The organism is Pseudomonas fluorescens (genome assembly GCF_000968015.1).
In the GTDB taxonomy this organism is placed as follows: Bacteria; Pseudomonadota; Gammaproteobacteria; order Pseudomonadales; family Pseudomonadaceae; genus Aquipseudomonas; species Aquipseudomonas fluorescens_W.
In genome coordinates this window covers 80587-103955 of sequence record NZ_LACH01000055.1, presented here as the reverse complement: position 1 = coordinate 103955, position 23369 = coordinate 80587, and the positions used below count along the sequence as shown (strand labels likewise).

The window sequence follows — 23369 nt, the reverse complement described above, 5'->3', positions numbered from 1 at the left end:
GGAGCGGCTTTGGAGCACCTGCTCCTACAGCTCACGCATGACAACACTGGCTTTTTCATCGACCTGGACAGTGCCGTGATCATCGGCCTGTTCAGTGGTATCCAGCGCCAGACAGATGACTTATCGGGTATCGCTCGATACCCTTACCTCGCCGTCGCCTGACGGTTTGCAGGTCAAATCCCATTTCGCCCAGACGAGCATGTCATGAAATCCCCCGCAGGTTTGCTGCTGTCGGCCATCGAGCTGGACCGTGCAAGTGCCATTCCCCTGTACCGCCAACTGTATCTGCAAATTCGCAAACAGATACTCAACGGCAGAATCCAGGGGGGCGTGCGCCTGCCGTCGACCCGGACCTTAAGCAACGAGTTGGGGTTGTCGCGGATCACCATTCTCAATGCGTTCGATCAGCTGATTGCCGAAGGTTTCCTGGCCTCGCGCACTGGCGCCGGTACGTATGTCGGCACTGAGTGGGAAAGCCGGGGTCTCGAGGACGAGCAACCTGCCCAGCCACCGCGCCTGTCCGACCTGAGCCAGTCGATGCTGTCGCTGCGCAGCGATCATTTTCGCGGGGTGTCCTATGCCGACTGGGACCCCGCGACCCCGACCTCTTTCCTGCCCAGCCACAGCACCTATGACGCATTCCCGCAGGCGATCTGGCGGCGCCTGATGAACCGCCATCTGCTCAAGCCGACCAAGGCGATTCTGGGTTATGGCGAGTTGCAAGGCTTGCAGGCGTTTCGCACAGCGATTGCCGAATACGTCTTCGATGCGCGTGGCATCGACTGCACTGCCGGGCAAGTGGTGATCGTTTCCGGCGCGCAGCAAGCGTTCAACCTGCTGGGCATGCTGCTGCTCAATCCGCAGGACAGCGTCTGGATGGAGGACCCGGGGCACATCGCCGCGCGCATTGCATTACAGGCCCAGGGTGCTCAGGTGATTGCGTTGCGTATCGATGAACAGGGGATCGATGTCCAGCAAGGCCTGACCGAGTGCCCTGATGCGCGCCTGGTGTTTTGTACGCCTTCGCGCCAGCATCCTTTGGGTGTCACCCTGAGTTATGCGCGGCGCCAGGCACTCATCGACTGGGCTGCGCAGCATCAGAGCTGGATCATCGAGGACGATTGCGACAGTGAGTTTCGCTACAGTGGCCGCCTCCTCCCGGCGCTGTATGCCATGGACCAGATGGCCCGGGTGATCTACGTCGGAACGTTCAGCAAAGTGCTCTTTCCGTCACTCAGACTGGGTTACGTGATTTTGCCGCAGGCCCTGGTCGAACCCTTTTGCACCCTGCGCGCGGTCATGGATCGCAGTCCGCCCACACTGCTTCAGGCGACAACGGCGGACTTCATGGGCGAAGGCCATTTCCTGGGGCACATCCGCCGCATGCGTGCGCTGTACAAGGCGCGCCAGCAGGCATTGATCGAACAACTTGAACAGCAAATTGGCAGCTTCTTCAGGATCACTCCGACGGATGCTGGCATGCACCTGATCGCCTGGCTGCCCCCCGAACTCAGTGACGCTGACATCGCCCGGCAACTGGCCCGGCACAACATCCACACTTACGCCTTGAGCGACTACCGCATCAAGCATGCCCTGCCGCCGGCCCTGTTGATCGGCTTTGCCGGCACGCCTGAAAACCAGGCCCGGGAGCGTGTCGAGGCACTGGCCCGGGCCTTGCGCACATTGGGTTATCTGCCGCCGACCACTTGATGCGAGGCAAGTGGTCTTATCAATTAACTGATAATGGATCTATCGAGAGTTCCTGACTGGCGCGATAAAGGGCGCGCCGGTAGACCCGGTGTCTGAACCAGGAACGACTCTAATGAACAATAAGATCCAGGAACGATTCAACGCCTTGCTGAGCCATAAGGTGGTCGAACACGGGCCAGTTCCCGTGCTGACGGACGCACTGGCCCGGCGGTTGCTTGAGCGTCTCGGGCAATTGCGCCTGTTTGCCCACGCCTACCCGCTACTCACCAACCTTACCCACGGTCGTGTCACCCCTGCCGACCTGCTGGACTTCGCCTATCGCCACGAGCTGCAAGGCCTGAGCCTGCACTTGCTCGACGGCGAGGAAAACAGCCTGAGCCAAATGTCACTCGCGCAGCTCCAGGCGTTTGCCGCCAAGGCCAAAGCGCTGGGGCTGGATGTGCATCTGGAAATCAGCAGCACGCTGAAAAAGGATGTCGACCAGGTGATTGCCATCGCCAGGGCCCTGGGGGTGCGCAACATCCGTGTTTACTCACGTTACGAGGGCACGCTGTCGCGGGTCATGGACGTGATCGAGACCGACCTGCACTACCTCGCGCAACAGGCCGACGCACACGATCTGTACTTTGACTTCGAGCAGCATGAAGAACTCAAGAGCGGCGAAATCGCGCAACTGCTCAACCGCCTCAACCACCCTCGCCTGCATGCCCTGTTCGACTTCGGCAACATGATCAATGCCTGCGAACAGCCCCTGCAGGCCCTGCGCAACCTGGCGCCGCACATCCGCCAGACTCACCTCAAGGGTGTGCGCATCGTCCCCGAACACAACGGCTTCGGCCATTACGGCGTATTGCAGGGCAGCGAAGAGGACGATCTTCCCAGCCCCCGCATGTTGTTCGAGCTGTTGATGCTGGGCGAAGCCACCCCGCAGGTGATCGCATTCATTCTCGAGCAGGAAAACCACTACGTGGCCCCGGCCTTCCGCCAGAGCCTTGAAGCGGCCGATCCCTTCATTGCTTACCGGGAGATGAGTGAAACGCCACTCCCGAACGGCTACTCGCTGGAGCAAATGCTGGCCGATGAACACCGCTGGGCGAACAACCAGGTCGCCTACGTCCGTAGCCTGCTGGCCGAATGGCGCACCTTGGCCGAACTGACCCTGGCCAACCCTTCCAACGCCTGAACCTGACGACCCGATTACGCCCGGAGAACAATAATGACAACTCAAAACAAGGCCAAATGGCTCAGATTCCTGATCCTCATCCTCGGTGGTGGCACCATCTACAAGCTGGCGAACCTCAAGGACGCCTTTTATGTACCCATGCAGGAATTCATGGGCTTGAGCCACACTGAAATCGGCATGCTGCTAAGTGCCAACGCGATCATCGCTACTGCGCTGTTTGTGGTTGGCGGCCTGCTCGCCGATCGCTACGACACGCGCAAACTGATTCCCCTCGGCCTGATCGGGACCGGTAGCCTGGGGTTGTACCTGGCGACCTTTCCACCCTTCAGCGGTTTGCTGATCGTGTTCAGTCTCCTGGCCGTCTGTGCCGACTGCCTGTTCTGGCCATCGCTGCTCAAAGCCATCCGCAACCTGGGTGACGATCAGGAGCAAGGCCGGTTGTTCGGCCTGCTCGAAGGCGGCCGTGGCGTGGTTGATACACTGGTGGCCTTTTCCGCTCTGGGCGTGTTCGTCGCCATGGGTTCGGGCGAAACCGGCCTGAAGTCAGCGATCCTGTTCTACTCGGTCATCGACATTCTGGCCGGCACCCTGACCTGGTTCCTGCTCAAGGGCGGCAACGCGCAGTCGGTGGCCAAGCCGAAGAATGGTCTGGCGAACCTGATGGAAGCGATCAAAGTGCCGGGCATCTGGCTGGTCAGCCTCAACGTGTTCATGGTCTACATCGTCTACTGCGGCCTGACCTATTTCATTCCCTACCTCAAGGAAATGTACGGATTGCCCGTGGCGTTGGTGGGCGCCTACGGCATCATCAACCAGTATTTCCTGAAGATCCTCGGCGGGCCTGCCGGCGGTTTCATTGCCGACAAGCAGTTCAAGAGCACCAGCCGCTACCTGAAGTGGGCATTCCTGGCGCTGTTGCCGCTGATGGGCGTGATCATGCTGATTCCGAAAAGCCCGGGCTTCATCTATGCGGGCATGGCCGCCACCCTGTCCTTCGCCCTGATCGTGTTCTCCATGCGCGGCGTGTTCTGGGCCCCCATGGGTGAAGTCGGCATTCCCCAGCACATCACCGGCTCGGCCTTCGGCATCGGTTGCCTGATCGGCTATGCACCCGGCATGTTTGCCTACGTCATCTATGGCGCGATCCTCGACCACTTCCCCGGCCAACAGGGTTACAACTACGTCTTCACCCTGATGAGCCTACTGGCCGTTGGGGGCTTCATGGTGTCCAGCCTGCTCTACCAAGCGGTGCGCAAAAAATCCATGGCCACTGGCGCGATGAACGCAGCGCAAGCCTGATCATCGCCATGGACTCCAGGAGGAGGAATCGTCTACCAAGCCGATCCCTCCTCCTGGCCACAACGCCGGAATGAACCGAAGCTTGCGCGCAATCTGGATAACGCGTTAGCGCGACCGATGGCGATACGAGTCTTTTGATAGCCAATACATTCACTGATCCGCAGCCCCCATAACGGCGAAAATGTTGCAGGGCACTCGATACAGAACATGCTCCGTCGTACTGCCCACCCATTTACCCAGTCCCTTGCGATGCGCATTTCCCATGACGATCACATCGGCCCGATTATGCGCGGCAAAGTCGGCCAGCGCTTTGCCAGGTGGCCCTTCGACGAAGTGTTGTCGCTCAGTGGGCACACCATAGTGGTCGGCCAATGCGGTAAATGACTTTTGCAGTGACTTGCGCACCTCGCTGCTGAAACCTGGCATCGTCACTGCCCCGGCGCCTGCGTCGGATATATGTGTCAGCGACAGATCGTAGGCATGCAGCAGATGCAGTTCCGCGCTGCATTGCATAGACAATCCGTTCGCCGCCTGGATGATGCGGTCGTTGATGCCCGTGATCTGAGTCTCGGGTTGTGACGGATCGACTGCCGCCACGACCACCCGCGGACGTGGACACCTGACTTCGCTGACCAGATGCACAGGCACCGGACATTCGCGCAACAGGTGCCAATCAAGAGGCGTAATGAAAACGCGTTTGAGCGCTGACTCGTGTTGCACATCCTTGATAACCAGATCCGGCTGCATTTCTGCCACATGCCGAAGTATTTCTTGCAGCGCGTTTCGCGTAACAAGCACTTCGGTACTCACCCTGACCCCGCGCTCGCGTATCAGATCGGCCTCATCCTTCAACCATGTTTCGTTCTCTTGCTGACAGGCCTCACGAAAGCGTGCACCCGCGCTCTTCAAACCCAAGAGGTTGGAGTCTTCGATAAACACCGTGATGTGCAGCGCGGCGCCAGTGGCTTCGGCAATGGCGACAGCGCGCTCCAACGCTGGCGTGTGACGCATGCCTGGACCGGCTATCAGAAAGAGTCGTTGATATTGGCTCATGTAACACCTCCAAACCTTCCGGGATATCTAGCTCCCCCGGCGCTCTCGCCTGTCACACCACCGACGATTAACTATCGCCTCAACTGTCTGGATCGACACTATTAATATACGCCTGGATTCCATCAACCCCCCACTTGGCCGGGTCGACTTTTTCAACAGAATCGGTCGAATGCGACCGTTGGGTATGGCTTTTCGACCCTCATCGTCTTTGACACGGGGAACGAATGAGAACCCGGCAAAGGGCTGCTCTAAAACTTGCAAGCATTCGAGCTTGCAGGTTACAGGACCGTCGATTTAGATCAGAACGTTTTGCTGGCACTGACCACCACGGTCGCCGTGCAAACATCGGTGTAACCGTAATAGCTCACGCACTCGCTCTTGGAAAGATCGGTGTCGATGTAACTCACCCCCCAGTCGACACCAAAAGCGCTGCGGGTGAGCTTGGCTTCCCATTCGTGATAATCACCACGAGCTTTAAAAACACATCATCCTTGAAGTCGTACCGACCGTAGCGCACCTCCAGACCTGTCTGATCCACAATTTCATGGCTGTACCCCAGATAGGTGTAGAGGGTGTCCTGATCTTTCCCGACATAGTTCTTCAAATCGCCGGAGTAGAAACTGCCGAGTTTGAAGCCATAGGCTTTGAGGATGGCGTAGACCTCGCTCATGTTGAATTGTGCTTCCTTGGCGTAGGTGTATTTGAGATACCCCATATCAAGGCTGACATCGTCATTGAATTGGCTGAAAAAGCCGGCGTAAAAATCCTGTTCCAGGCGCGTTTTCAAGTTCAGCCCGAAGTCGACATTTGAAGTCCAGACACCCGCATAGGCACCGCTACTGTGAATCAAGGTGGCGTCCAATTGCACGGCGGGATCGCCCACTGTCATAGAAAGTCCGCGGCTGCGGTAGTCGCTGACCACTTGCGGTTTGAGCTGTAATTGCAGGTCGTCAGTCAGCGACACGGCCCCGGCGGCAGCGGGTAAAAGCGCGCAGCCGACAAGGGTCGTAAAGGCAAGGCGATGCATAGGTCGAGTCCTGTTTATTATTATTGGCAGGCAAGGCTTCGCCCGTCCTGTGTTCCGAAGGACACAGGACGGGCAGTCGAGAAAGGGTTATTACGGGCGGCTGTAGACTTCGCGCCCCGAAAAGTAGGTTTTCAGCACTTGGGTGTCGGCGAGTTGCTCGTCCGGCACGCTGAAAACATCGCGGTCAAGAATGATCAGGTCAGCCTCTTTACCGGCAGTGAGCGAGCCAATCTCTTTCTCCAGGCCAATGGCTCGGGCGGCATTGCGGGTATAGGCGTAGAACATCGTTTCCCTGTCGATATCCTCATCCTTGTTGAGGATGCCTTTGGGGCCCTTGCGGCTGATGGCTTGGCCAATGGCTTTCCACGGATTGGGCGTACTGACCGGCCAGTCGCTGGCGCCCGCAATAGTCGCACCATTTTTGAGCAATGAACGCGCCGGATACATGAACTGGAACTGCATGGCGCTGATGTAGGGTTTGAGCAGATCGATGCTCATTTCGTCCGCCGAAGCCCAGTACAGCTGCATCGAAGCAATGACGTTCAGCGGTTTGAAACGGGCGAATTCCTTGGGGTTGACCATTTGCAAATGGGTGATGGAATGCGTCACATCACTGTGTCTGTCGTGACGAGCCTGCTCGATGCCATTGAGCGACTCGCGCACCGCGCGGTCGCCAATTGCATGCACATGAACCAGCCAGCCACGGGCATCGGCGGCGCTGACCAACTCATCGAAATGCGCGGGATCGATCAACAACTCCCCACCCTTTTTTGAGTTCTTGTAGGGAGTGAGCAACGATGCGGTTTGCGCAGGGAATTCAGCGACACCATCGGCGAATATCTTGATGCCGGGCAGGCTGAGATTATCGACGCCAACGAACTGCTTTCTAACCTCATCCAGCACATCCAGATCCGCCGGTTTGCTCTTCGGATTGGCAACCATCAGCGCGGCCACACGCATCTCCAGCTCACCCTTTTCCGATAGCGCTTTGTAAACCGGCAACACTCCGACGGTTTGCGCTGTCGGCTTGAAGTCAAAGAGCCCATCGCCCGGCATGGCATTGGCCGCCGGATCCATTAGCGCCGTAATGCCCAGGCTGTGGTTCAGATCACGCGCTGCCCGGCCCGCCGCCATCAACTGATCCATGGAGGGTGAAGGGAATTGAGACATGACCGCAGACAACCCTGCGTCGGCAACAAAACCGTTGGGAGTGCTGTCCTGATGATGCCCGATGGTCGCCACGGCTTCGCCTTTCAGCGACTTGACCCTTTCGGCATCGATACCGGCGCGCTTGAGCATCGCCTTGTTGGCCCAGCCGGTGTGGTAATCCCAGCCGATGAAAGCAATCGGTGTGTCCGCCCATTCACCGTGATTGAAGCGTTTTTCAAACTGCGCCACTTCACTCCAATAAGTAGACGGAAAGCCACCAACACTGAGTATGTCGCCATGCCGAGCCTTACCGTTATCTCGCCACGCGCGCAAGCGCTGCTCCAGTTCATCGAAGGGCAACATCTGGGCATCAAGATCCGCCGCTGTAACTTTCACCCCGCCAAAAATTGCGTGGCTGTGGCTGTCAATGAAGCCGGGCATGACAACCTTACCGTTCAAGTCCACCACTTGGGTCATGGCTTCCTTGAGCGAAAGAATTTCGACATCACTACCGACCTTGAGGATCCGGCCATCGACCACCGCGACGGCTTGTTGCAGCGCTTGCCCCGGCTCGGCCGTGAACACCTTGCCATTGAACAAAAGCAAATCCACAGCGGCCATGCTTTCCATTGATGAAAAAGCCACGGCAGCTGCAAGTGTCACCCTGAGAACATTCTTCATTGCCAAACCTTCTTTTTATTAGAATGTTCGGGAGACTAGTCAAATCATGCGATGTTAAGAATACTTGATAGCCGAAACACACACTTTCCAAAAAGGTAAAAGTGAATGGACCAGCTGGGCGCCATCACCATGTTCGTGACCACCGCAGATCAAGGCAGTTTCACGCGTGCAGCCGCCTATCTAGGTAAAACCACATCAGCCCTGACCAGGGCCGTGACCCACCTTGAGACTGAACTGGGAACCCGTCTTTTCGAGCGCTCCACACGACGTATAGCCCTGACCGAAGCTGGGATGATCTATCTGGAAAGTGCGCGCCAGGTGCTGATTCAACTTAAACAGGCTCGAGAAGATATCGATCAGCTCCAGCAGGAGATGTGCGGCATCTTGCGTGTGTCTGCCCCGCCCTCTTTCGGCCCGGCCTTTCTTAATGCGGTGTGCTGTCGCTTTCTCAATCAATATCCGCAAATGCGTCTGGAAGTCGAACTCACCGATGAGTTCGTCGATCTGCTCGAAGGCAGCTATGACCTTGCCGTGCGAGATGGACCGGTAGAGTTGCCCGGCCTGATCGCGCGACCACTGACCGCAAACCGTATTCTGCTTTGCGCCAGCCCCGACTACTTAAAACGCAATCCCATCGAGGTACTGCCTGACACATTTAACCAACACGATTGGTTGATTTTTCGTCATCCAGCACTGAACCCACATTTCTGGTGGTTTACGCATGGCGGGGAACGCCAACGCATAGCGCAACCCGTACCGCGCATGGCCAGCGACAACTACGACTTTTTGTTAGGTGCGTTGCTGTCAGGGATGGGATTGCAGTTCTGCCCGCAATGGAGTGCAGCCCCCTATCTGAGACGTGGGGAATTGGTGCAACTACTCCCGGAAATACAACCGGAGCCTGATGAATTCGGTTCAAAAATACATGTGATCTACCCTGAATACAGACGCCATACCCGTAAGCACCAAGCCTTTATTGAGTGTCTTGGCAACTACTTGGACGAACAGGCGTTGCACTGAGAGGTGTGGCAAGTTCGAGACGAGTCGATATGACTCAAGCCGCATTGGGTCGACGGCCCTCCACGATAGGCAACATTCGTCCCAGCTCGCCTCATCTGATCCCGAGCATCTAATGCTCTTCATATGGCCGGCGACCCGGACCTATACCGAACGTCCCTACTTCGCCGCCCCTTCATGCGGCTTATAAAAAAGAAACATCGAAGTCTCTGTGGTCTTGATGTATTCCTTGGCCCAAGCGGGTTTCACCTTCCGGTTGTGGAAATACATCGCGCCGTGGGTTCGGTCGTTCAGTTGCTTGTTGAGCGCCTTGCGCGCGATTTCCTTGGCGATCGCGTATTGGCTTTCTTCCTGGACCTGATCCGAGCGTCCATCACACCACCACGAAAACTGACAATTCTTGGTTTCAGAACCCTGCTTGACGACGGCGCATACCGTGTCCGGAAAGCCCTCATGGCCCAGGCGGTTCATGACGACGCTGGCGACGGCTTCCATGTCGGCGGGCGATTTGCCTTTGGATTCCCAATAGATGGAACGGGCCAGACAGGTGATTGCATCGTCCATGGGCGACTGCCCGGCCGGATCGACCGCCTGAGCCTCGGAGGTGGTGATGGTTTCGGACTTGGGCACCGGCACATCGGCGCCCTTCTCCGCAGCTTTCTGCTCAAGGACCTCGGCCTTGTCCTCAGCCACCTCCTTTTTTTGCTCCTGTTCAGACGCCATGGCGTGGCCGGCGAGAAGGGTTATTGCCAAGCAGGTGGCTATCCAGATAACTCGCATGATCGACCTTTCTGACGGAACCGGGAGCACGCCACACTGGCGACTTTGCTTGATTGTAGTTGCCAAAATTCATTCCAGCAGACGGACAAAAAAACTGTCTTCGGGCATGAAAAGTCATTGCGCTCGCGGGGGTGAAATCGCGCATGATGGGCGCAGTCAGCTCAAGGGGATTTCCATGCGCTTCAAATCATCTGCTATGCGTCTTGCCACGGTGTCACTGGGGATGTTGTTCGCCATGAATGCGTTGGCGGCCGACGAGAAACAACTGATTGATTCGATCAACCTCTACCGCAGCCAGGTGCAGCGTTGCGCGGGTCAGGTATCGCAGGAACTGCCACCGCTGGCCGGCGACCCACGGCTGGCGATGAACGCCAACAGTGTCGGCAATTTGCAGCAGGCAATGGCCAGCGCGGGTTATCCGATGAAGAATGTCCAGGCGATCAGCCTGTCCGGGCCGCGCGATGCGCCGTCGGCGATGAAAGCCATCCAGGAAAGCTTTTGCCAGATCGTGCTGGACCCGCAATTCGTCGATGTCGGCGTCAGCCACCAGGACCGCGAGTGGCGCATCGTGCTGGCGCGTCCACTGTTGAGCGCTCGCCTGGGCGACTGGCAGGCCGAAGGCCAGAAGCTGCTGGCCGAGCTCAACATCGTACGCAGCCAGCCGCGCCAGTGCGGCACGCAATCCTTTGCCGCCACCACGCCATTGGCCTGGAACCCGGCACTGGCGACGGCGGCCGAGGAGCACGCGCGGTCGATGGCCAACAACAATTACTTCGATCACAAGGACCGCGATGGCCGCATGCCGGGTGACCGGGCTGAGCTGGCGGGCTACAGCGGCGGGCAGGTCGGCGAGAACATCGCTGCCGGCCAAGACACCGTGCGCAAAGTGGTCGATGGCTGGGTGTCCAGCGCGGGTCACTGCGCGAACCTGATGAACCCAAATTACCGGGAGTTGGGCGCCGCCTACGCGGTTGATCCGAAGAGTGATCCGGGGATTTACTGGACGGCGATGTTCGGCGGTCAGTGAGTTCGGGACGCCCGATAGAAAAACCCGGAGCCCTGTCATGGGGCTCCGGGTTTGTTTTTTCAGTGATCGTCAGTGGGTACTCATCCCGGCCGCATGCATCAACAATCGCAATGCCCCCGCCACGACCCCCAACGCCAGCACACTGCCCAGGCTTTCGCCCATGCTGACCGCACTGGCTTCGTGGCACATGTTGGAACAGTCAGGGAAGTTGTTGGTGCCGTAGGCTCGGACGAACAATTGGTAGAGAAATGCCGCCTCGTTACTGGCCCTGCCCGAGGTGTAGAACTCGGCCTGGTCCGGCGATTCCAGCGCATTGAGGTGCCGGGCGATCAGGGCGAACGCTTCATCCCACGTGGTTTCCACGTAATGATCGGTGGCGGCGTCATAGCGCATCGGATGGGTCAGTCGCCCCTGATACTCCAGCCAGTAATCGCTCTGCTCGGCCAGCGTCGAGACGCTGTACTTGTCGAAGAAGGCCGGGTTGACCAGGCGACCGGTCGCTTCCCAGTTAACGGCCTTGGCGCCGTTCTCGCAGAACTTGACCATGCCGCTTTCCGGCGACTCGCCCCACGCGCAGCCAGGGCAGTCAAAGCCACCGTTCTGGTTGGTCTTGAGCATGGCGCGAATGTTTTTCAGGGCATTTTCACTGCCTAACCAGTTCTTGGTGACACTGATCAGCGCGCCCCAACCGGCGGCTGCGCCTTTGTAGGGTTTGTATCGGTCGACTTGAGACATGGTAATTCTCCGTGACAATGCACACAGGCTTTGACCTGATTCAGGTCTTTGTTCGATTGACGGAGAAAGAATATGAATGGGGTTTAAATATTGTCTAATCGCTATTTACGACCACATTATCGAGGAGATCTATCATGAGTTTTTATCGTTACATATCATATAGTTAACAATTAATAAAACAACTTTCATCGCCTAAATAAATCCTTCATCGATCCTGTCTATCACCCGGTCATTAATAGTGATTGGACGCGTTCTAATGTTGCTCTTAGTCTGCGCTCAACAAGTCCGTTAATAGCGCAATATTCAACTCACGGCGAGGATGTCATGTCAGAGCGAGTCTTGATCGATGGGTTCTCCAGGCGTGTGGACTATCTGCGGATGTCTGTCACCGACCGCTGCGATTTCCGTTGCGTGTATTGCATGGCTGAAGACATGCAGTTTCTGCCACGCCAACGGGTACTGACCCTGGAAGAGATCTACCAACTGGCCGAAAGCTTCGTGGCGCTGGGCACCCGCAAGATCCGCCTCACGGGTGGCGAACCGCTGATCCGTCCAGGGGTGGTGCAGCTGTGCGAAAAGATCGCTGCCCTGCCCGGCCTGCGCGAACTGTGCATGACCACCAATGGCTCGCAGCTGGGCAAGCTCGCAGCTCCGTTGTTCGAGGCCGGGGTCAAACGGCTCAACGTCAGTCTCGACAGCCTGGACCCGCAACGCTTTCGTGAGCTGACGCGCACCGGTGATCTGGCGCAGGTCATCAAAGGCATCGACGCGGCCAACGCCGCAGGATTTCGTCACACCAAACTCAATTGCGTGGTGATGAAGGGCCGTAACGACCACGAGATCAACGACCTCGTGAGTTTTGCCATCGACCGAAATCTCGACATTTCTTTCATCGAAGAAATGCCCCTGGGCACCATCAGTGAACACAGCCGTGCGGAGTCGTTTTACGCAAGCAGCCAGGTACGTGAACGGATCGCCGAGCGCTACACGTTGATCGAGTCCGCCGAGTCGACCCAAGGCCCGTCGCGCTACTGGCGCCTGGCCGAGGCACCGCAAATTCGTCTGGGGTTCATTTCCCCCCACAGCCACAACTTTTGCGGCACCTGCAATCGGGTTCGGCTGACGGTGGAAGGTCGTCTGTTGCTGTGTCTGGGCAATGAGCATTCTGTCGACCTCAAGGCCGTGTTGCGCAGCCACCCCGGCCATCCCGAGCGCCTGGAAAAAGCCATTATCGAGGCGATGAAACTCAAACCCTATCGACACAATTTCGAAGTGAACGACGATGTCCAGGTGGTTCGCTTCATGAACATGACGGGCGGCTGAACACCATGATCGTTAGACCCAAACCCAATCTGATCGGCGTCCTGACTTCACTCAAGGGCTCGATCGCCAAACGAATTGCCTGGCGCAGTCTGTTGGTGACACTTCTCGCCTCGGCCATCGTGCTCATCGAAACCTTGCACCCGAGCTATTTTTCCAAGGTCAGTGCAACGCCCTTCACCCTGCTGGGTTTGTCGTTGTCGATCTTCATGAGCTTTCGCAACAACGCCTGCTACGACCGCTGGTACGAAGCGCGCAAAGCCTGGGGCGACATGCTGGTGGATATTCGCTCGATGGTGCGCGAAACCCAGGTCATCAAGGACGCGAACGAGCGACACAATATCCTCAGCAACCTCTGCGGCTTCGCCCATGCGCTCAATGCAAAACTGCGCAAAAAAAACGAACTGGCGGCCAGTGGTGAATGGTTGAACCCGATGCCCAAGGACAACGCGGCGGATATCAGCGGGGGGATTCTGCTGCAGGTCGGTCAACAGTGTTCGGCGCTCGCCGAGTCAGGCGCGATCAATGAATGGCGCTATACGCTCATGGCCAACCATTTGACCCGCCTGACCCAGGTGCAAGCGGTCTGTGAACGGATCAAACACACGCCGCTGCCCTTCCCCTACACCTTGCTGCTGCACCGGACCATCTACCTGTTCTGCATTTTGCTGCCCTTCGCGATGGCCGAGCCGCTGGGCTGGCTGACACCGATTTTCACCGCGATTGTCAGCTATACCTTTTTCGGTCTGGATGCGATTGGCGATGAGTTGGAAGACCCGTTCGGTCGCGATGAAAACGACCTGCCCACCGATGCACTGGTGCGCAGCGTCGAACGGGATGTGTTGGCAGCACTGGGCGTGACACAACTGCCACCGCAGCTGGAACCGGTGGACTATGTGCTGAGTTGATAATTTTCCAGGTATGCAGGGATTGTTTGTCGGACTCGCCATGCGTGTACGACTTCGATCACCTGTGGGAGCGAGCTTGCTCACGATGAGGCCGGCACATCCAACATTGATGTCGACTAACAGACCGCTATCGCGAGCAAGCTCGCTCCCACAAGGAACTCAACAGGCCAAACGTCAACAGCCCAGCCTTGTGTCTTCGGCACCTGAGTCAATACTTACCTCTCATTCCTCCGTCAGCAGGTGCAATCATGGACATCAAACAACTGAAGTTCCTGATCGCACTGGAGCAGACCCGACACTTCGGGCAGGCCGCCGCGCGCTGCCACATCACTCAGCCGACCCTGTCCATGCGCTTGCGCAACCTGGAGGATGAACTGGACCTGGTGCTTGTCACCCGGGGCCAGCGCTTCGAGGGTTTTACCCAGGCCGGTGAACGGGTGCTGGCATGGGCCAAGACATTGCTGGCCGCCCACGACGGGCTCTTCGCTGAAGCCGCCGCGTGCCGTGGCCAGTTGGTCGGCAACTTGCGTCTGGGCCTGGTGCCGCTGAGCAGCTTTAATCCCGTCAGCTACATTCAAGGCCTCAACCGCAGCTTTCCCGAGCTGAAATTCAGCCTGTGCTCCCTCAGTTCAGACGAGATCATCGAAGGCCTTGGCAACAATCAACTGGACCTGGGCGTGTGCTACCTGGATCACGTCAACCCGAACTATTTCGAGTCTTTCGAAATCGGCGAGACCCGCGTCGGTCTGCTGTACGACACGCGACACTTCCATTTCGAAGGCACTGAAATGAGCTGGGAAGACGCCGCCGAGCTGCCGCTGGGGATGATCAGCAACGGCATGCACTACCGAAAATCCATCGATCTGAGTTTCCGCAGCCGTGGGCTCAACCCGCAACCGATACTGGAAAGCGATTCGACCTACCAGTTGCTCCAGGCGATTCACGAAGGCTTCTGCTGCGCCATCATGCCGCTGGACAGCGGTCTGGAAGAGCCCATCGAGCATCTGGCGTTCATCAACCTGCCGGATGCCAGTGTGCTTGCGCCTTTGGGCCTGGTCATGCGCAAAACCGAGCCTCGTTCGGCCATTGCCGAGAAATGTTTTGCTGAAGCCAAGCTGCTATTCACTCCAAAGAGCTGACACTTGTTAGTTCAAAACCCAACGCGCTTCACGCCTCCACCTGGACCACCTCGATCCCGAGTTTTTGATAGTCCCCGACATTGCCCGACGCCACATGACGCTCGGTGATCAGGGTATGAATGCGTTGACACGGCGCGACCACGAACGGCTCCACCGCTCCCAGTTTGTCGGCGGTGGTGACGGCAACGACATGGGAAGCGCTGGCGAGCATCGCCTGTTTGACCGGCACCTCGTCGAAATGCAGGGAGCTGATGCCGACCTCCGGGTGAATCGCACAGACCCCGGTGAACAGCAGATCAGCCTTGATGCCCTCGATCAGCCGCAGGGTTTCATGTCCGCTGGCCGACATGGTCGCGGGGTTGAGTTTCCCGCCGGCCAGAATCACCGTGATGCCTTTGTATTCAGCCAGGGTGATCGCGATCATCGGCGAGGCGGTGACGGCCGTAATGACAATGTCCGAAGGTAGAGAACGGGCGATTTGCAGCGTCGTGCTCCCCGAATCGAAAATCACAATCTGGCCGTTGTGTACCTGGCGTGCGGCGAGTTGCGCCAGGTGTGTTTTCACCTCATCGGTTTCGCTGACGCGGGTGAAATAATCCTTGCCGGTGTCCTTGGGGCGCGGCAGTGCCCCGCCGTGCACCCGTTGCACCAGCCCAGCGGTGGCCAGCTCCGCCAGATCACGGCGAATGGTGTCTTCGGACACCGCGAAATGCTGGCTCAGCTCACTGGCCATGACCTTGCCGTCACGTTCGAGAATCAACAGGATTTTTTGCCGGCGCAGATGAGGGAGCTCGGCGGCCGAGTGTGAGTCGTGCATGTTTTTGCCCGCTTTTGCGTGTAGTTGCGTGTTTGTGCGAGACTAGCCACATCGCGGGATAAACACAAACCGCCGCCTATCAATTGTTTCGATGATTCAAATCATGAAGCCGAATTTTTTATTTGTTTGTGACCGATTCAAGATGGCGCCATCACACATGTTTTGGATGGAAACTTCATGAATCTAAATTTTGCCTTTGCCTGCATGATCGTGGTCTCGTTCGCGATTGCGCTGGGTCACGCCTGATCAGCAGAAACCGAGGGCCATTCCCTTCCTCCTCCATCCAGAGTCAACTCATGCTGTGTTCCCTTGTATCGAACGGCGCGCTCGTCACGCCTGAAAGGCCGGATACAACGGTGCCCTGGTTGAGCTTTACCAAAACCGTGCTCGCTGCTGCCGCGCTGTCACTGGTGCGTGACGGGTTGATCAACCTGGACGACACCGTTGCTGAAGGCCCCTTTACGCTGCGCCAACTACTTCGGCACGAGGCCGGGCTCGCGGATTATGGCGAGCTCGCCGACTACCACAACGCCGTGGCTCGCCAAGAGACGCCCTGGTCGGCCGATGACATGCTGCAACGCCTTGATGCCAGCCGATTGCGCTACGCACCCGGGGACGGTTGGCGCTATTCAAACGTCGGCTATCTGTTTGTCGTGCGACTGATTGAACGCGTGACGGGGCGCACGCTTGAAGCGGCGCTCACGGAGCGTGTGTTCGCCCCCCTCGGTTTAACCCGCGTACGCCTCGCCAAAACACGAGCCGATCTGGACGGCGTGAACATGGGGAGCGCGCCATCCTACGACCCCGGCTGGGTCTATCACGGTTTACTGGTTGGCCCGCTAGAGGACGCCGCGCTTTGTCTGGACGGCCTGCTGGCCGGGCACCTTCTGCCAAACCCGCTGCTGCAAGCGATGCAAACGGCACGCGTCCTCGGCGGCCCGATTCCCGGTCGCCCATGGACTTCCCCGGGCTACGGTCTCGGCCTGATGCAGGGTTTGGTGATGGGCGATCTGACGTTGAGCGGACACACCGGCGCCGGTCCGGGCAGCGTAGTGGCGGTCTATCGCTGCGTTGATGGCGAAAACGCTGCGAGTTGCGCGGTCTTTCATGAAGGCGCCAACGAAGGGGTAGCCGAAAAAGAGGTGGTCGAGCGTCTGTCGGCAGTCCTTGGGAAAAGCCGGTAGAAAAGCCGTAACCCTTGCCAACATGGTCTATAACCAGTGTCTACATGATTTGGATCACAGAACCTTGAAGGCTCCTTCGCTAAATTGATCTCTTGAAAAAAAGCCGACAAGTGACTGTCCGCTAGGAGATTCCTCGCATGAAAGCCCTGAAAATAGCCGCCAGTGATTCCGCGTTCGAATGTTTCCAGACCTCCCGAGAAGTGATTCCGCTCAATCAAACCGACTACACCGACGTCGCGGTTGCGGTGTTCTCTGTGGAGGATGTGATGGGGGGCGCCTTGGACGTCCTGCAGCGAACCGGTTTCGATATCCCCATTTTCCTCGTCACTTCTCCCGGTTCCGGCAACCGCGCCCGGGAAGTCTACAAGCACCTGCAAGATGTCCTGCTTCAGGTGAATGGCATTTTTGACCCCTCGCGCAACAACGCCGAATACCATGGCAACCAATTGGAGACCGCAGCAAAAGCCTATGAAGAAAGTCTCCTGCCGCCGTTCTTCGACGCGCTCAAGCACTACACCGAATCGGCCAACGCTACGTTCGCCTGCCCTGGCCACCAGGGCGGCCAGTTTTTCCGCAAACACCCGGCTGGCCGGCAGTTCTTCGATTTTTTCGGCGAGACCCTGTTTCGTGCCGACATGTGCAACGCCGACGTCAAGCTCGGCGATTTGCTGATCCACGAAGGCCCGGCACTTCTGGCGCAAAAACACGCGGCGCAGGTGTTCAACGCCGACAAGACCTACTTCGTGCTCAATGGCACATCGGCCTCCAACAAGGTGGTCACCAACGCGCTGCTCACGCCTGGCGATCTGGTGCTGTTCGACCGCAACAACCACAAATCCAATCACCAAGGTGCGTTGATCCAGGCGGGGGCGACCCCGGTTTACCTGGAAACCGCGCGCAACCCTTATGGTTTTATCGGCGGGATTGACGCCCATTGTTTCGAAGAAGATTACCTGCGCGAACTCATCGGCGAAGTTGCGCCGGACAAGGCCCAACTGCCGCGGCCGTTTCGCCTGGCAATCATTCAATTGGGCACCTATGACGGCACCATCTACAACGCCAGACAAGTGGTCGATCGCATCGGCAAACTGTGCGACTACATCCTGTTTGACTCGGCGTGGGTAGGCTATGAACAGTTCATCCCGATGATGAAGGATTGCTCGCCTTTGCTGCTGGATCTGCATGAAAACGATCCCGGTATCTTTGTCACTCAATCGGTGCACAAACAGCAGGCGGGGTTTTCCCAGGCGTCGCAGGTCCACAAGAAAGATCGCCATATCAAGGGCCAGGCCCGTTATTGCAACCATGCGCAGCTGAACAACGCTTTCATGTCCCAAGCCTCTACCAGCCCGTTTTACCCGCTGTTCGCCTCACTGGATGTGAACGCGCGCATCCATTCCGGGCGCAGTGGCCTGCGCTTGTGGGAAGACTGTGTGAAGTTCGGCATCGACGCACGCAAGTTGATTCTGGAAGCGTGCACCCTGATTCGCCCCTTCGTGCCGGACACCATTGACGGTCGCCCCTGGCAGGACCATCCGACCGAAGACATCGCCAACGACATCCGGTTTTTCGAATTCCATCCGAAGGATCGCTGGCATGCCTTTGGCGGATACGCCGACAAGCAATACTTCATCGACCCCTGCAAGTTGCTGTTCACAACGCCCGGCATCGACCCGATCGATGGCAGTTACACCGACTTCGGCATCCATGCCGGCATCCTCGCCAACTTCTTGCGGGAGAATGGCATCGTTCCGGAAAAGTGCGACCTGAACTCGATTCTGTTCCTGCTCACCCCGGCCGAAGACTGGGCGAAGATGACTCATCTCGCCGCCCAGATCGCGCGCTTTGAACGCTTCATCAGTGATGACGCGCCGATGAGCCGGGTGTTGCCGGCCATCTATGCAAAGCATCAGGAGCGCTATCACAACTACACCATTCGCCAACTCTGCCAGGAGATGCACGACCTCTACCGCACCCACAACGTCCAGCAATTGCAGAAGGCAATGTTCCGCAAGGAACACTTCCCGAAAAAGGCGATGAACCCGCAGGCAGCACAGTTCGAATTCATCCGTGGCAACGTCGAACTGGTGGCGCTGGCGGACGCGGACGGTCGCATCGCTGCCGAAGGTGCGCTTCCCTACCCGCCCGGCGTGCTCTGCGTGGTGCCCGGGGAAGTATGGGGCGGTGCGGTGCTCAAGTACTTCCTGGCGCTGGAGGAAGGTATCAACTCACTGCCCGGCTTCACGCCGGAACTCCAGGGCGTGTACTTGAAACAGGACGGTGATCGCATTCGAGTCTATGGGTACGTGATCAAAACGTAAGTCTTCACACCTCCAGCGGCGTTTCAACCCGGGGTTGAGCGTGATGGCGAGTGGATATCTGCGCGAAGCCGATTATGCTTCAGGAAACCTTGCAGCGATGCGAGGCCGTCAGCCTGTGTGCATGCTTCGCGCAATCCGTAATCCGACGACATCAGCCCCAGGGCCTGGGTGCGGCAAGAAAGGTAACGAGGTACTCCGGCCTACAACAAGAACGACGGAGAAGACTCATGGCCGCAATCGACAACACTTCCACGGGCAGCGCGCCCCACCACGGGATCACCAAGGAGGAGCGCAAGGTCATTTTTGCCTCGTCCCTGGGCACAGTGTTCGAGTGGTACGACTTCTACCTTTATGGGTCTCTCGCCGCGATCATTGCCAAGCACTTCTTCGCCGGCGTCAATGAAACAACGTCCTTCATCTTCGCGCTGCTCGCGTTCGCCGCGGGCTTCGCAGTACGCCCCTTCGGCGCCATTGTGTTCGGCCGACTGGGGGACATGATCGGGCGTAAGCACACCTTCCTCATCACCATTGTGATCATGGGTATCTCCACCGCCGTCGTGGGCTTTTTGCCCGGCTACGCGACCATCGGCGTGGCGGCGCCGATCATCCTGATCACCTTGCGCCTGCTGCAAGGCCTGGCCCTGGGCGGTGAGTACGGCGGCGCGGCGACCTACGTCGCCGAGCATGCACCGAAAGGCAAACGCGGCTACTTCACTTCGTGGATTCAAACCACTGCAACCCTTGGGCTGTTCCTCTCGCTGCTGGTGATCCTCGCCTGCCGCACGGTCCTCGGCACCGAAGCGTTTGAGGCCTGGGGCTGGCGGATTCCGTTCCTGCTGTCGATCCTGCTGTTGATCGTCTCCGTGTACATCCGCTTGCAACTCAGCGAGTCGCCGGTGTTCCTGAAGATGAAGGCCGAAGGCAAGTCCTCCAAGGCACCGCTGACCGAGTCCTTCGCCCGCTGGGAAAACCTCAAGATCGTGATCATGGCCCTGCTCGGCGGCACTGCCGGCCAGGCCGTCGTCTGGTACACCGGGCAGTTCTATGCGCTGTTCTTCCTGTTGCAGACGCTGAAGATCGAAGCGCAGACCGCCAACTTGCTGATTGCCGGCTCCCTGCTGATCGGCACACCGTTCTTCGTCATATTCGGCAGCCTGTCCGACCGTATCGGCCGCAAAGGGATCATCATGGCCGGCTGTATCCTGGCGGCAGTGACCTACTTCCCGATCTTTCATGCGTTGACCCAATACGGTAACCCCGACGTATTCATCGCGCAGGAGAAGAACCCGGTCACGGTGGTCGCCGATCCCGACCAGTGCTCGTTCCAGTTCGACCCGGTGGGCAAGGCCAAATTCACCAGCTCCTGCGACCTCGCCAAGACCGTGTTGGCAAAGCGGGCCATCCCCTATAAAAACGTGAAGGCCGAGCCGGGTACCGTTGCGCAAGTGCGCATCGGCGACAAGGTGATCCCGAGCTTCGAGGGCACCGGCATGCCGGCTGCCGACTTCAAGCCCAAGAACGACGCCTTCGCCGCCACCCTCGGCACCGAGCTCAAGGAGGCCGGCTACCCCGAGAAGGCTGACCCGGCCAAGACCAACTACCCGATGATGGTGCTGCTCCTGACCATCCTGGTGATCTACGTGACCATGGTCTACGGCCCGATCGCCGCCTGGCTGGTGGAACTGTTCCCGGCGCGCATCCGCTACACCTCGATGTCGCTGCCCTACCACATCGGCAACGGCTGGTTCGGCGGCTTCCTGCCGACGGTGGCATTCGCCATGGTCGCGGCCACAGGTGATATCTACTACGGGCTGTGGTACCCGATTGTCATCGCTGTGATGACAGCCATTCTGGGCATTTTCTTCATGCCGGAAACCAAGGATCGGGAAATTCATCACACATAAGACTGGCACCAGCCCTCTCCTGCCGGGGAGAGGGCCATCCAGAGACGATCAAACGGTCTACGCTCATCCAGATGGCTTCGGGGGTCCTTCCCCGTAAACCGAGGGGGCACCGTCATGATCCGCATCCTGTTAAGCGCTTTTATCCTGCTTGCGCTCAGCATTCCGGCACAGGCCGGGGTGACGCCATTTCCTGCTGCCTTTCGTGTTCAGGACATTCCGGTCGAAGGCGTCACGCTCCATGTGCGCGTCGGCGGCAAGGGGCCCGCCGTGGTGCTGCTGCATGGCTTCGGCGACACCGGCGACATGTGGGCGCCACTGGCTGCCGATCTGGCCAAGGATCACACCGTCGTCGTGCCGGACCTGCGCGGCATGGGCTTGTCGTCGATCCCGGACAGTGGCTACGACAAGAAGACCCAGGCGGGCGACATCCGTGCGCTGTTGGCCGCGCTGGGTATCGAGCACTCGGTGGTCATCGGCCACGACATCGGCACCATGGTCGCCTTCGCCTACGCCGCGCGCTATCCGCAGCTGACTGACCGCCTGGTGGTGATGGATGCGCCCGTGCCGGGCATTCCCCCTTGGAACGACATTGTCCGCTCACCGATGCTGTGGCACTTCGACTTCGGCGGAGCGGATGCCGAACGCCTGGTCGCCGGCCGCGAGCGCATCTACCTGGACCGGTTCTGGAACGAATTCGCAGGCGACCCGACCAAGGTGGATGAAGCCACCCGTCAGCATTACGCCAAACTCTATGCCCGACCCGGCGCCATGCACGCGGCCTTCGCTCAGTTCCGCAGCATTCGTCAGGACGCGGTGGACAACGAAGCGTCGATGGCAACGCGGCTGACAATGCCGGTGCTGGCCGTCGGTGGGGAAAAATCCTTTGCAGAGAATGAAGCGATCGTGATGCGCAATGCAGCGGACTCGGTGACCCAAGTGGTCATTCCGGGTGCGGGGCATTGGCTGATGGAGGAAGCGCCAACGCAGACCATTCGAGCGATTCGCGAATTCATAGCGCAGTAATGCAACCCGGACTATGTAGCAGCTGGCGAAGCCTGCGTTCGGCTGCGCAGCAGTCGTAAAACCTGTGCACACGGTTTTCCTGACGCATCGCGTTGCCTGACATCACGACTGCTTCGTCCGATCGCGGCCCGAACCGAACGCAGGCTTCGCCAGCTGCTACATAGTCCGGGGCGCAGTTGTCTATTTGTTCGGCTCGTCAGGAACGCAACACGCCAATCGCCCGCCGGTATTTTTCAACACGCTCCAGGTCTTCCCACGACGGCTGCGCGATCCGCGACAAGTCGCTGTTCTCCTCCAGATCCGCCAGTTTCACCGCCCGGCCTATCGGGTTCTGCGCCGCGCGTTCGACGAAGGCTTCATAGGACTCACCCGGCACTTTAGTCACCGACTCGATGGCCATCAGAACAGCTTCACTGAAGCCTTCCTTGCGCAGGTCATCAAGGCTGATGCCGCAGTCTTCGACCACGTCATGCAGCACCGCGACGATGCGTTCTTCCAGCGTCGTGACCCGCAACATGACTTTCAACGGATGCAGGATGTAAGGGCTACCGCCCTTGTCGACCTGGCCCTCGTGCGCAGCGGCGGCGATGGCAATGGCGCGTTCCAGTGTCTGGCTCATGTCGTTCTCCCTTGGGTTATCGGCGTTCGCATTGGAGCTCGCCGCAATGACCATGAAAATCCGGGTTCAGCCCAACAGATGCTGTGAGATGAGTTTGGAAATCTCGACCATCGACGTCCTTCCGGTGAATTCAAACTTCACTCTGCCCAGTGCCGAGAAGTAGATTTCCAGCTCAGAATCCAGGTCGAAGGTGCCCGAGGTTTCCACGGAGTAAGCGACGATGTTTTTGTAAGGTAACGAAGTGAAGTCTTTTTTGCTGCCGGTGATGCCTTGCACGTTCACCGCGATGATTCGTTTGTTGGTAAACACCACGCCGTCGCGCATGGATTTATAGGCATCAATGACCTGCTCGCCGTCCAGCAGCAGCGCGGTGACTCGCTCCGCGTACTCGTTGTTTTGCTTGAGTTTGAAAAAGCCTTTGTTGTTGAAATCGATCATCCGCCATCCCCTTCCTTAAAGAGTGTTCCCTGGAT

20 protein-coding genes and 2 pseudogenes are annotated in these 23369 nt (G+C 58.3%); 13 read left to right on the top strand and 9 right to left on the bottom strand.

Annotation, left to right across the window (positions count from 1 at the left end):
- Nucleotides 1-9 precede the first annotated feature (9 nt).
- The 4 genes from VD17_RS32300 (at nt 10) to VD17_RS23765 (ending at nt 4192) form a co-directional block, all read left to right on the top strand.
- Nucleotides 10-162, top strand: a complete 153-nt coding sequence (locus VD17_RS32300) for a hypothetical protein (RefSeq protein ID WP_185753204.1) — start codon at nt 10-12, stop codon at nt 160-162.
- Nucleotides 163-204: 42 nt separating this feature from the next.
- Nucleotides 205-1710: a MocR-like pyridoxine biosynthesis transcription factor PdxR gene (gene pdxR / locus VD17_RS23775; protein WP_046055941.1), complete on the top strand. Its 1506-nt coding sequence runs from the start codon at nt 205-207 to the stop codon at nt 1708-1710.
- Nucleotides 1711-1822: 112 nt separating this feature from the next.
- Nucleotides 1823-2893 (top strand): sugar phosphate isomerase/epimerase family protein, encoded by a 1071-nt coding sequence (locus VD17_RS23770; RefSeq protein ID WP_046055940.1) that lies wholly within the window; start codon nt 1823-1825, stop codon nt 2891-2893.
- Nucleotides 2894-2926: 33 nt separating this feature from the next.
- Complete coding sequence (locus tag VD17_RS23765) at nt 2927-4192, top strand: MFS transporter (protein WP_046055939.1); 1266 nt, start codon at nt 2927-2929, stop codon at nt 4190-4192.
- Between the two features lie 150 nt (nt 4193-4342).
- Here the strand turns inward: VD17_RS23765 and VD17_RS23760 are convergent, their stop codons facing one another.
- The 3 genes and pseudogenes from VD17_RS23760 to VD17_RS23750 form a co-directional block, all read right to left on the bottom strand.
- Complete coding sequence (locus VD17_RS23760) at nt 4343-5245, bottom strand: universal stress protein (RefSeq protein WP_046055938.1); 903 nt, start codon at nt 5243-5245, stop codon at nt 4343-4345.
- 299 nt (nt 5246-5544) lie between these two features.
- Nucleotides 5545-6272 (bottom strand): annotated as a pseudogene (locus VD17_RS23755) (TorF family putative porin).
- 90 nt (nt 6273-6362) lie between these two features.
- A complete protein-coding gene (locus VD17_RS23750; RefSeq protein WP_046055937.1) occupies nt 6363-8102 on the bottom strand; it encodes an amidohydrolase in 1740 nt (579 codons plus the stop codon).
- A 105-nt stretch (nt 8103-8207) separates the two neighbouring features.
- On the opposite strand from VD17_RS23750, the gene VD17_RS23745 reads away from it, so the two are divergent.
- Nucleotides 8208-9122 (top strand): LysR family transcriptional regulator, encoded by a 915-nt coding sequence (locus tag VD17_RS23745; protein ID WP_046055936.1) that lies wholly within the window; start codon nt 8208-8210, stop codon nt 9120-9122.
- 156 nt (nt 9123-9278) lie between these two features.
- On the opposite strand, the gene VD17_RS23740 is transcribed toward VD17_RS23745, so the two are convergent.
- Nucleotides 9279-9899, bottom strand: coding sequence for a cell wall hydrolase (locus tag VD17_RS23740; protein WP_046055935.1), 621 nt, complete (start codon nt 9897-9899; stop codon nt 9279-9281).
- A 175-nt stretch (nt 9900-10074) separates the two neighbouring features.
- Here VD17_RS23740 and VD17_RS23735 point away from each other — a divergent pair, with 175 nt between their 5' ends.
- The gene (locus VD17_RS23735) at nt 10075-10926 is read left to right on the top strand and encodes a CAP domain-containing protein (RefSeq protein ID WP_046055934.1); all 852 of its coding nucleotides are present in this window, start codon (nt 10075-10077) and stop codon (nt 10924-10926) included.
- Between the two features lie 69 nt (nt 10927-10995).
- On the opposite strand, the gene VD17_RS32720 is transcribed toward VD17_RS23735, so the two are convergent.
- Nucleotides 10996-11088, bottom strand: a complete 93-nt coding sequence (locus VD17_RS32720) for a DUF2474 domain-containing protein (protein ID WP_259674590.1) — start codon at nt 11086-11088, stop codon at nt 10996-10998.
- Nucleotides 11071-11661: pseudogene (locus VD17_RS23730) on the bottom strand (molybdopterin-dependent oxidoreductase); the annotation flags it as partial. The gene VD17_RS32720 and the pseudogene VD17_RS23730, both read right to left, overlap by 18 nt.
- A 324-nt stretch (nt 11662-11985) precedes the next feature.
- Here VD17_RS23730 and moaA point away from each other — a divergent pair.
- The 3 genes from moaA (at nt 11986) to VD17_RS23715 (ending at nt 15028) form a co-directional block, all read left to right on the top strand.
- On the top strand, nt 11986-12984 hold the full coding sequence (moaA, locus tag VD17_RS23725; protein WP_046055932.1) for a GTP 3',8-cyclase MoaA: 999 nt from the start codon (nt 11986-11988) through the stop codon (nt 12982-12984).
- Between the two features lie 5 nt (nt 12985-12989).
- The gene (locus VD17_RS23720) at nt 12990-13889 is read left to right on the top strand and encodes a bestrophin family protein (protein WP_046055931.1); all 900 of its coding nucleotides are present in this window, start codon (nt 12990-12992) and stop codon (nt 13887-13889) included.
- Between the two features lie 248 nt (nt 13890-14137).
- The gene (locus tag VD17_RS23715) at nt 14138-15028 is read left to right on the top strand and encodes a LysR family transcriptional regulator (protein ID WP_046055930.1); all 891 of its coding nucleotides are present in this window, start codon (nt 14138-14140) and stop codon (nt 15026-15028) included.
- Nucleotides 15029-15056: 28 nt separating this feature from the next.
- Here the strand turns inward: VD17_RS23715 and VD17_RS23710 are convergent, their stop codons facing one another.
- Nucleotides 15057-15845 (bottom strand): DeoR/GlpR family DNA-binding transcription regulator, encoded by a 789-nt coding sequence (locus tag VD17_RS23710; RefSeq protein ID WP_046055929.1) that lies wholly within the window; start codon nt 15843-15845, stop codon nt 15057-15059.
- A gap of 296 nt (nt 15846-16141) precedes the next feature.
- Between VD17_RS23710 and VD17_RS23705 the strand changes: the two genes are divergently transcribed.
- The 4 genes from VD17_RS23705 to VD17_RS23690 all read left to right on the top strand — a co-directional run bounded on the left by VD17_RS23705 (nt 16142) and on the right by VD17_RS23690 (nt 22277).
- Complete coding sequence (locus VD17_RS23705; RefSeq protein WP_046055928.1) at nt 16142-17029, top strand: serine hydrolase domain-containing protein; 888 nt, start codon at nt 16142-16144, stop codon at nt 17027-17029.
- A gap of 137 nt (nt 17030-17166) precedes the next feature.
- A complete protein-coding gene (gene speF, locus VD17_RS23700) occupies nt 17167-19350 on the top strand; it encodes an ornithine decarboxylase SpeF (protein WP_046055927.1) in 2184 nt (727 codons plus the stop codon).
- A 227-nt stretch (nt 19351-19577) separates the two neighbouring features.
- A complete protein-coding gene (locus VD17_RS23695; protein ID WP_046055926.1) occupies nt 19578-21254 on the top strand; it encodes an MFS transporter in 1677 nt (558 codons plus the stop codon).
- A gap of 114 nt (nt 21255-21368) precedes the next feature.
- The gene (locus VD17_RS23690; protein WP_046055925.1) at nt 21369-22277 is read left to right on the top strand and encodes an alpha/beta fold hydrolase; all 909 of its coding nucleotides are present in this window, start codon (nt 21369-21371) and stop codon (nt 22275-22277) included.
- 196 nt (nt 22278-22473) lie between these two features.
- Here the strand turns inward: VD17_RS23690 and VD17_RS23685 are convergent, their stop codons facing one another.
- Together VD17_RS23685 and VD17_RS23680 are read right to left on the bottom strand one after the other, a co-directional pair.
- A complete protein-coding gene (locus VD17_RS23685; protein WP_046055924.1) occupies nt 22474-22896 on the bottom strand; it encodes an HD domain-containing protein in 423 nt (140 codons plus the stop codon).
- A gap of 66 nt (nt 22897-22962) precedes the next feature.
- Nucleotides 22963-23334, bottom strand: coding sequence for a PH domain-containing protein (locus tag VD17_RS23680; protein ID WP_046049313.1), 372 nt, complete (start codon nt 23332-23334; stop codon nt 22963-22965).
- Between the last annotated feature and the right edge of the window lie 35 nt (nt 23335-23369).

What these genes read in the sequence shown, in the direction of transcription:
- pdxR (WP_046055941.1), top strand. Translation starts at nt 205, where the DNA reads ATGAAATCCCCCGCAGGTTTGCTGCTGTCGGCCATCGAGCTGGACCGT.
- VD17_RS23770 (WP_046055940.1), top strand. Translation starts at nt 1,823, where the DNA reads ATGAACAATAAGATCCAGGAACGATTCAACGCCTTGCTGAGCCATAAG.
- VD17_RS23765 (WP_046055939.1), top strand. Translation starts at nt 2,927, where the DNA reads ATGACAACTCAAAACAAGGCCAAATGGCTCAGATTCCTGATCCTCATC.
- VD17_RS23760 (WP_046055938.1), bottom strand. Translation starts at nt 5,245, where the DNA reads ATGAGCCAATATCAACGACTCTTTCTGATAGCCGGTCCAGGCATGCGT.
- VD17_RS23750 (WP_046055937.1), bottom strand. Translation starts at nt 8,102, where the DNA reads ATGAAGAATGTTCTCAGGGTGACACTTGCAGCTGCCGTGGCTTTTTCA.
- VD17_RS23745 (WP_046055936.1), top strand. Translation starts at nt 8,208, where the DNA reads ATGGACCAGCTGGGCGCCATCACCATGTTCGTGACCACCGCAGATCAA.
- VD17_RS23740 (WP_046055935.1), bottom strand. Translation starts at nt 9,899, where the DNA reads ATGCGAGTTATCTGGATAGCCACCTGCTTGGCAATAACCCTTCTCGCC.
- VD17_RS23735 (WP_046055934.1), top strand. Translation starts at nt 10,075, where the DNA reads ATGCGCTTCAAATCATCTGCTATGCGTCTTGCCACGGTGTCACTGGGG.
- VD17_RS32720 (WP_259674590.1), bottom strand. Translation starts at nt 11,088, where the DNA reads ATGGGCGAAAGCCTGGGCAGTGTGCTGGCGTTGGGGGTCGTGGCGGGG.
- moaA (WP_046055932.1), top strand. Translation starts at nt 11,986, where the DNA reads ATGTCAGAGCGAGTCTTGATCGATGGGTTCTCCAGGCGTGTGGACTAT.
- VD17_RS23720 (WP_046055931.1), top strand. Translation starts at nt 12,990, where the DNA reads ATGATCGTTAGACCCAAACCCAATCTGATCGGCGTCCTGACTTCACTC.
- VD17_RS23715 (WP_046055930.1), top strand. Translation starts at nt 14,138, where the DNA reads ATGGACATCAAACAACTGAAGTTCCTGATCGCACTGGAGCAGACCCGA.
- VD17_RS23710 (WP_046055929.1), bottom strand. Translation starts at nt 15,845, where the DNA reads ATGCACGACTCACACTCGGCCGCCGAGCTCCCTCATCTGCGCCGGCAA.
- VD17_RS23705 (WP_046055928.1), top strand. Translation starts at nt 16,142, where the DNA reads ATGCTGTGTTCCCTTGTATCGAACGGCGCGCTCGTCACGCCTGAAAGG.
- speF (WP_046055927.1), top strand. Translation starts at nt 17,167, where the DNA reads ATGAAAGCCCTGAAAATAGCCGCCAGTGATTCCGCGTTCGAATGTTTC.
- VD17_RS23695 (WP_046055926.1), top strand. Translation starts at nt 19,578, where the DNA reads ATGGCCGCAATCGACAACACTTCCACGGGCAGCGCGCCCCACCACGGG.
- VD17_RS23690 (WP_046055925.1), top strand. Translation starts at nt 21,369, where the DNA reads ATGATCCGCATCCTGTTAAGCGCTTTTATCCTGCTTGCGCTCAGCATT.
- VD17_RS23685 (WP_046055924.1), bottom strand. Translation starts at nt 22,896, where the DNA reads ATGAGCCAGACACTGGAACGCGCCATTGCCATCGCCGCCGCTGCGCAC.
- VD17_RS23680 (WP_046049313.1), bottom strand. Translation starts at nt 23,334, where the DNA reads ATGATCGATTTCAACAACAAAGGCTTTTTCAAACTCAAGCAAAACAAC.